This window comes from Nostoc cf. edaphicum LEGE 07299, assembly GCF_015207245.1.
Taxonomy (GTDB): domain Bacteria; phylum Cyanobacteriota; class Cyanobacteriia; order Cyanobacteriales; family Nostocaceae; genus Nostoc; species Nostoc edaphicum_B.
Genome location: NZ_JADEXF010000085.1, coordinates 1 through 8742, shown reverse-complemented (window position 1 = coordinate 8742; position 8742 = coordinate 1). Strand labels below are relative to the sequence as shown.

The following is an 8742-nucleotide window of genomic DNA, read 5'->3' as shown; positions in this document are numbered from 1 at the left end:
TCATTTCATTTTTGGAAATCTTTCAGGATGCTATAAGCATCATTTATAGGTTGAGTATTATATAGCACTTTGAAACACGTAAACTGAATTAGCGATCGCTCTTTGGGAAAAACTTTTTGGTTTACTGTTAACTGCATTGAGTCAATTCCAGCCAAATCTAATTATCAGCGATATTGGGATGCCAGAAATGGATGGCTATATGCTGATGCGACAGGTGAGGAGTCTGGAGCCAGAGCAAGGAGGGACAATTCCCGCGATCGCTTTAACTGCCTACGCTAGTGAGATGGATCATCAGCAAGCGATCGCTGTCGGATTTCAACGGCATATTTCTAAGCCTGTAGATCCAGAGGAATTGGTGAAAGCGATCGCATCATTAACGATATAGCCAAACACGCAACAGCGACAGTAATTGTTCGGTATCTACGGGTTTAGTAATGTAGTCTGATGCGCCGGCTTCAATACACTTTTCGCGATCGCCTTGCATGGCTTTAGCGGTCAGTGCAATAATCGGCAAAGACTTAAATTGCTCGTTTTGGCGGATCGTGCGTGTTGTTTCGTAACCATCCATTTCTGGCATCATTACGTCCATCAAAACAACATCAATATCTGGTGTATTTTCTAACAGAGTGATTCCCTCTCTACCATTCTCAGCATATAAAACCTGGATTTGATAACGCTCCAGCATACTGGTAAGGGCAAAGATATTCCGCATATCATCGTCTACAATTAACGCTTTTTTGCCAGTGAGTAAATAGTCTTGTGAATGCAGTTGTTCAAGTATTTCTCGTTTGGGTGCTGGTAAATTTGCTTGGACTCGGTGTAAAAATAATGCTGTTTCATCAAGGAGACGTTCGGGCGATCGCACATCTTTAATGATGATTGTTTCGGCAATTCGCCGGAGTTCTGTTTCTTGAGCTTTGCTAATTTCTCTACCTGTGTAGACAATGATTGGTAAAGTTTTGCCGTGAGGTAGAAGCTTTATCTGCTCGATCAGTTCAAACCCGGTCATGTCGGGTAGCCCTAAATCGAGAACAAGGCAATCAAAATGCTGGGTGCGAATAGCTTCTAGGGCTGCTGCACCAGTGCCAACAGCAGTAGTAGAAACATCGCTGTTGCCAATCAACTCAATAATACTAAGCCTTTGAATGTCGTCGTCTTCGACTACTAGCAAATTTTTCACTTGGCGCTCAACAAAACCTTTAATTTTGGTTAACGCTTCAGATATTGTCTCGCTGGTTAAGGGCTTTTGCAGATATGCGATCGCTCCTAGTTGTAAACCACGTTGTTTCCCTTCTTCAACGGTCATAATATGTACAGGAATGTGACGCGTATTTGGGTCATGCTTCAGACGATCTAATACAGTCCAACCATCCATTTCTGGCAACCTGATATCTAGCAAAATGGCTGAAGGTAGGAATTGCTGCGCTAGCATCAAACCTGTAGTGCCTGTTTGGGCAGCGATCGCCTTGAATCCGTGCTGTTGTGCCATATCTAGCAGGATACGCGCAAAATTAATATCATCTTCGACAATTAGTAAGACGCGATCGCCTCTTTCAATGGTAGTGCGATCGTCATTTAGGAGTGGAGAGGGGGTAGAGACGCGATTAATCGTGTCTGTATTGAGTAGGGAAGAGGGAGTGGGTAGTGTTGATGCAGAATCAAAACTCAGCGATCGTGATGGGGTAAACGCCCCGCTATCGCTAACAGGACTCAATTGTGGTAGATAGAAGGTAAAGGTGCTACCTTGACCGGGTTGGCTAATTAGTTTAATTTCACCGCCAAAGAGACGGGCGATTTCGCGGCTAATTGATAAGCCCAATCCGGTGCCGCCGTATCTCCTGCTGGTAGAGCCATCGGCTTGCTGAAATGCTTCAAAAATCACTTTCTGTTTGTCTGGGGCAATGCCAATACCTGTATCGCTGACTGAGAAGGCGATGACAACCTGGGCACTATTCAAAGTTTGGTAGTCCTTACTCCATCCCTGTTTTGCCACTGCAATCTGTAAGCGTACCTCCCCTCGCTCTGTAAATTTAAAAGCATTGGAGAGGAGATTTTTTAACACCTGTTGTATACGTTTGACATCTGTATAGATGCTAACTGGCAATTCAGGAGTAAGTTCAATTGTAAAGGCAAGTCCCTTACTCTGAGCGATTTGCCGGAAGTTACGCTCAATTTGTTCGCCCAACTCTGCCAATGGCATTTGAGTCATGTCGATGGACATAGTTCCAGATTCAATTTTAGCGAGATCCAGAATGTCATTGATTAACGCCAACAAGTCAGTACCGGCTGAGTAAATTGTCTGACTGTATTCGACTTGCTTGGCGGTGAGGTTATGGTCAATATTATCTGACAACAACTTCGCCAAAATTAACAAGCTGTTCAGTGGTGTCCGCAGTTCATGGGACATATTGGCGAGAAACTCTGATTTGTATTTTGAAGAAAGGGCGAGTTGTTCAGCCTTGTCTTCTAAAGACAGTCTTGCTTGTTCAATTTCCCGATTTTTGCGCTCGACTTCTTTCTTCTGCATCGCTAACAACTCTGCCTTTTCTTCTAATTCAGCGTTGGTTTGTTGCAGTTCCTCTTGCTGTCCTTTGAGTAAATCTTCAGAGGCTTTGAGTGATTGCGCTTGTTCTTCTAAGCGCTTGTTAGTTTCCCTAAGTTCGCTTTGCTGGGTTTGGAGTTCTTCAGCCAAAGATTGCGATTGTTTGAGTAATTCTTCAGTTCGCATCGATGCTGCGATCGTGTTGAGGACGATCGCTATACTTTCGGTAAGCTGGTCGAAGAATGTCAGATGAATTTCGCTAAAGCGGCGGAAAGATGCTAACTCTATGACTGCTGTCACCTGTCCTTCAAAGAGTACAGGTAACACCACGGCGTTAAGTGGAGCCGCTTCTCCTAAACCAGAGGCAATTCTGACATAATCACTTGGTACGTCCGTCAAGAGTATTCGCTCTTTTTCTAAAGCGCATTGTCCCACCAAACCTTCACCTAAGTGAAAGCGGTTAGCTAAATGTCTGCGTTCACGGTAAGCGTAGCTACTAATTAGTTTTAAAAACGGTGTATTTTCCCCAGACTCCATCAGGAAGAATACGCCATGTTGCGCTCCTACCAATGGTGCTAGTTCTGAGAGAATTAGTTTAGATACGGTTTCTAAGTCTCGCTGACCTTGCAGCATTCGGGTAAACTTGGCTAGGTTAGTTTTCAACCAATCTTGCTCAGTATTTTTCTGCGTTGTCTCCCGCAGATTGGCAATCATCTGGTTGATGTTGTCTTTGAGTATTGCTACTTCCCCTAGTGCTTCGACGGCAATTGAACGAGTTAAATCACCTTTAGTTACAGCTGTAGCAACTTCTGCGATCGCCCTTAATTGAGTTGTTAGTGTAGCAGCAAGTTCATTTACATTATCTGTCAAATCTTTCCAAGTCCCAGCCGCGCCAGGTACTCTAGCTTGTCCGCCCAACTTCCCTTCAATTCCCACTTCCCGCGCTACTGTAGTTACCTGATTGGCAAATGTCGCTAGAGTATCAATCATCTCGTTGATTGTCTCTGCCAAGGTTTCAATCTCTCCCTTAGCATCTAACATCAGTTTCCGTTTCAAGTCACCGTTAGCAACCGCCGTTACAACTCTGGCAATACCGCGCACTTGTGCCGTTAAATTACCCGCCATTGAGTTCACGTTGTCCGTTAAATCTTTCCAAGTCCCTGCAACTCCTCTGACGTAAGCTTGCACGCCCAGTTTACCTTCGGTTCCTACCTCACGGGCAACCCTTGTTACTTCTGATGCAAAAGAATTTAGCTGATCCACCATTGTATTAATGGTGTTTTTAAGTTCCTGAATTTCACCTTTCACATCGACAGTGATTTTCTTGGATAAGTCGCCGTTAGCTACCGCCGTGGTAACTTCGGCAATGTTCCGCACTTGCGCCGTCAAACTCCCCGCCATGAAGTTTACGCTGTCGGTTAAATCCTTCCAAGTCCCGGCTACACCTTTAACTTCTGCTTGTACACCTAATTTACCTTCAGTTCCCACCTCACGGGCAACCCTGGTAACTTCTGATGCAAAAGAATTAAGTTGATCCACCATTGTGTTAACGGTGTTTTTCAACTCTAAAATTTCACCTTTGACATCAACGGAGATTTTCTTAGATAAGTCACCATTCGCTACAGCTGTGGTAACGGCGGCAATGTTTCGCACCTGTGCCGTTAAACTTCCCGCCATGAAGTTCACGCTGTCAGTTAAATCTTTCCAAGTTCCAGCCACGCCGCGCACATCTGCTTGTACGCCTAGTTTACCCTCGCTTCCCACTTCCCGCGCCACCCGCGTTACTTCACTTGCAAAGGAGTTGAGTTGATCCACCATTATATTGATGGTATTCTTGAGTTCCAAAATTTCGCCTTTGACGGCAACAGTAATTTTCTTGGATAAGTCACCATTGGCGATCGCAGTTGTCACTTCGGCAATGTTCCGTACCTGTGCCGTCAAGCTTCCCGCCATGAAATTTACGCTGTCGGTTAAATCTTTCCAAGTACCAGCAACGTCTTTCACTTCCGCTTGTACACCCAATTTACCTTCAGTTCCCACCTCACGGGCGACTCGCGTCACTTCACTTGCAAAGGAACTGAGTTGATCCACCATTGTATTAATGGTATTTTTCAACTCCAGAATTTCACCTTTGACATCAACAGTAATTTTTTTAGATAAGTCGCCTGTTGCAACCGCCGTAGTTACTTCGGCAATATTCCGCACCTGTGCCGTTAAACTTCCCGCCATGAAGTTCACGCTATCGGTTAAATCTTTCCAAGTGCCAGCGACACCGCGCACATCGGCTTGCACACCTAATTTACCTTCACTGCCCACTTCGCGCGCAACCCTTGTAACTTCACTTGCAAAGGAACTGAGTTGATCTACCATTATATTAATGGTATTTTTCAGTTCAAAAATTTCACCTCTAACATCGACAGTGATTTTTTTAGATAGATCACCATTTGCGATCGCAGTTGCAACTTCGGCAATATTTCGCACCTGTCCGGTGAGATTTCCCGCCATCAAGTTCACGTTATCAGTCAAATCTTTCCAAGTACCCGCCACTCCTGGGACTTCTGCTTGCACGCCTAACTTCCCTTCAGTTCCCACCTCACGGGCAACTCTTGTTACTTCTGATGCAAAGGAATTCAGTTGATCCACCATTGTGTTGATGGTATTTTTGAGTTCTAGAATTTCACCTTTGACATCGACAGTGATTTTCTTAGATAAGTCGCCATTTGCTACCGCAGTTGTCACTTCGGCAATATTCCGCACTTGCGCCGTCAAGCTTCCCGCCATGAAATTCACGCTATCGGTAAGGTCTTTCCACGTACCTGCTACCCCGCGAACTTCTGCTTGACCACCTAATTTTCCTTCTGCACCCACCTCACGCGCAACCCTTGTTACTTCCGATGCAAAGGAATTGAGTTGATCCACCATGATGTTGACGGTGTTTTTCAACTCTAAAATCTCGCCTTTGACATTGACAGTGATTTTTTTCGATAAGTCACCATTTGCGATCGCAGTGGCAACTTCGGCAATGTTGCGAACTTGTCCGGTGAGATTACCCGCCATTAAGTTAACGTTATCCGTCAAATCTTTCCAAGTGCCAGCTACACCTTGCACTTCGGCTTGAACGCCCAACTTACCTTCGGTTCCCACTTCACGCGCCACCCGCGTTACTTCCGATGCAAAAGAACCAAGTCGATCTACCATCGTGTTAACGATATTAGCAGTTTGGAGAAACTCACCTTGCAGGGGTCTGCCATCAATTTCTGTTGCGATCGTTTGCGATAAGTCACCATTGGCAACTGACCGAATTACCCGAGTAGTTTCAGCTGTTGGTTGAACTAAATCTGTTATCAGAGTATTAACAGAAGTAACACAATCTGACCAAGAACCGCGAACATCTCCGAGAGAGGCGCGATCGGCAATTTTGCCTTCTTTGCCGACAACATTACCAATGCGTTGTAGTTCGGCCGCCATCCGCTCATTCTGATCAATAATATCATTGAGCGTATCAGCTATTTTCCCCGCCACACCAGTATGATCTATGGGCATCCGAGCAGAGAAGTCACCCTGTTTAACAGCATTCAGCGTTCTTAGTAGCTGATTTAAATCTAGATTGTCGCTGTCTCTAGTTAACTGTTCGGTTGCCATAGCCGTATCCTTAATCTTAATCCTTGAAGAATTTTTTGTATTTTTTGCACCCCGTACTTATTTAGAGTACTTTTAGCCAATGCTGATCACAATAGAGAGCAGGGGATAGAAAGTGGGTCAAACTAATTTTTATGGGTGCGAGTGTAAGCAGTTGATAAAGACTGCTAGCTAAATGGTATTGCCGTCGATGTATCTGGCATACCACTTAGCTAATGATAGCTAGTTGGACTATGTTATGCAGCATTAATTGTCGGCGATGCCTAACTTGGGCCAGTAAGCGATCGCACAGTAGAAAACACGATGACGATTAACATTAGCGTGAATTCGATTGCTTATAATAACGCTCTTCCATCACTCTAAGCAGAAGAAAATAAGAAATCCTCAGAATATAAGGTATCTGGAATAGCACCTCGCATTCGATTCATCAATGCAATTAGTGTGAGAAACCCAATCGATAAATGTGAAACTGGAAAGACCCTGAGCCAAGGTTTTAGTAGATTATAGAATATCAAAAGTTGAATGACTGTAGTTTTACTTTTTTAACTTCATCGATAAGCTGTGGCATGGAAAAAGTATTTGCCAAAAAGCCAGGGTTTTTGCCGGGTAAAGAAAACCGAGTTCTTAATTTTGGATAAAGTCGAGCTTCGCTGTAGTGGTGCGTTTAACCCATTTCCAGTTCTGAGTAAAGAAGCCAGATTCCCAACTTCTTTACTCAGCACTACTACCCTAGTCTCTAATCTCTAGTCCCCATCAGCCTAACCAATTAATTGCTGCCAGCTAGCAGGCCCGATAATTCCATCGGCATCTAAACCATTTTGCTTCTGAAAGTTCTTAACTACAACCTCTGTTTGCGGCCCGTAGACGCCATCATTCTCAACACCTAAACGGTATTGTAAGTATCTGACAACTGCACCACCAGCATGGTTTGGTCTAATAATTCGTTTTGCCAAAATTAGATTTATGGCATTCCATGTAGTTGCGTCAGCAATTCCAGTCGGTTTAACTCCGACAATAGTCTGAAATTTTTCTACGGCAGATTTGGTGTTAGCCCCCGTGAAGCCATCTTCCACTAAAGCCTTACCATTTTTATCAGTTATTTTTAGTCTATTTAAGGATTTTTGCAGTCTGAGAATAGTCGCATCTATATTCTCCTCTTCATCTGGTACAGGGTTAATAGGGGCACTTGGCAGTTTACCAGTTAAGCCTTTGACAATTGCATTAGCCATTGCTTCAGGATTAAAAAGATTCATATCTTTTTGCGAATCGAGGAAGCAACATTCTATCAAGATAGCAGGCATATCTGTATTTTTCAGAACAAACAAGTGGGAACCACTTTTAACGCCACGATTAAAAAATCCTAACTTGATGATTTCATCCAATACAGGTTTAGCAATTTTTCTCCCTGTATCACTAGTTGCAAATACTTCTGTGCCATTAGCTTGCTTGTTAAAAGCATTAAAATGAATCGAAACGAAAATATCTACTTTAGTAGCATTAGCTGTAGAACATCTTTTTGAGAGTGAGTCACGGACTGTATTAGCACTACTTGGTCTGCATACTACGACTTCATTTCCTAAAGCTCTTAACTTGGCTATAACTCTATTACCTACATCTAAAGTTAAATTATCTTCGAATTTAATCCCTCTAGCTCCTGTATCTGGTGGACAATTGTGCCCGCTATCAATTCCAAATTTCATTATTTCATCCTCAATTTAATTGTTTTTACACTAGTTCAAAACTCTGATAATTATATAGACAAAGTTTGGTTAATAACTTTGTAAAAATACTTGTTAGCAATGGCTGCATTATTTTCAGCATTCCTACACTATTAGACCAAATAAGTTTTTGTGCGAACCTGAGCAGCAACTTTGATTTGATAAAATCTATTAATTACAAGCTATATTGTCACCAAAAACACAACTATTATAAGTTATCAATATCGAGAATAACCAGTAAATTTTTGCAATAAATTGAAATCTAGCAATTGCCTGCATTATTTAGATAATAACGCTTTCTAAAAGTGGAAAGCCATGACAAGTGTACTTAGTTAGATGCCCAAATCCCTAAACCGAACGCACCCCCTGATGTGAATCTGGGTTTATAAGACCGTAAACCCTTGAAAGACTCTACCCTTGGCTTCCTGTTAACCCTGAGCAGCTTAACACATAATGCTTTACAGTATTAATGAATACGCGTTCGCTTCTAGACACCTGTGCGAGATTTATCAAATAAACTGCTCAAGAAACGAGGCTCAACATGGGATCTTTAAATTTTGTGAAGCTACTGGAGAATTCCATCAATGAACCCGGCTTAGGGTGGACTCTCTGCTTTATAGGGGAAGATCAATCTAGCAAACTTGCAGAACTCACGCAAGAATTGAGAGGAGAATTTTCTGCGACAGGCGATGGAAAAGAGATTTTATCTGGTTTTTCCTATTGGGGAATAGGCCCAACGATCGCCTGGGATCATGCCTGTAACGATCGATTCTATCTCGTGATGAAAGAGAGTATAGAGTCTTTTAGATATCGATGGCATCAAATTAATACAAATAATATCAA

Annotated in this window: 3 protein-coding genes and 2 pseudogenes; 2 read left to right on the top strand and 3 right to left on the bottom strand. The window is 43.0% G+C overall.

Annotation, left to right across the window (positions count from 1 at the left end):
• Nucleotides 1-5 precede the first annotated feature (5 nt).
• Nucleotides 6-137, bottom strand: a complete 132-nt coding sequence (locus IQ229_RS24425) for a hypothetical protein (RefSeq protein ID WP_265582949.1) — start codon at nucleotides 135-137, stop codon at nucleotides 6-8.
• Between IQ229_RS24425 and IQ229_RS04210 the strand changes: the two are divergent.
• Nucleotides 128-385 (top strand): annotated as a pseudogene (locus tag IQ229_RS04210) (response regulator); the annotation flags it as partial. The gene IQ229_RS24425 and the pseudogene IQ229_RS04210 overlap by 10 nt on opposite strands.
• Here the strand turns inward: IQ229_RS04210 and IQ229_RS04205 are convergent.
• A complete protein-coding gene (locus IQ229_RS04205) occupies nucleotides 374-6184 on the bottom strand; it encodes a hybrid sensor histidine kinase/response regulator (protein ID WP_194041553.1) in 5811 nt (1936 codons plus the stop codon). The pseudogene IQ229_RS04210 and the gene IQ229_RS04205 overlap by 12 nt on opposite strands.
• 755 nt (nucleotides 6185-6939) lie before the next feature.
• The gene (locus tag IQ229_RS04200; RefSeq protein WP_194041551.1) at nucleotides 6940-7881 is read right to left on the bottom strand and encodes an N-acetylmuramoyl-L-alanine amidase; all 942 of its coding nucleotides are present in this window, start codon (nucleotides 7879-7881) and stop codon (nucleotides 6940-6942) included.
• A gap of 559 nt (nucleotides 7882-8440) precedes the next feature.
• On the opposite strand from IQ229_RS04200, the pseudogene IQ229_RS04195 reads away from it, so the two are divergent.
• A pseudogene (locus IQ229_RS04195) lies at nucleotides 8441-8742 on the top strand (hypothetical protein); the annotation flags it as partial.

Bases quoted from the DNA above. Each gene is read 5' to 3' on its own strand.
- IQ229_RS24425 (WP_265582949.1), bottom strand. From the start codon at position 137: ATGCAGTTAACAGTAAACCAAAAAGTTTTTCCCAAAGAGCGATCGCTA.
- IQ229_RS04205 (WP_194041553.1), bottom strand. From the start codon at position 6,184: ATGGCAACCGAACAGTTAACTAGAGACAGCGACAATCTAGATTTAAAT.
- IQ229_RS04200 (WP_194041551.1), bottom strand. From the start codon at position 7,881: ATGAAATTTGGAATTGATAGCGGGCACAATTGTCCACCAGATACAGGA.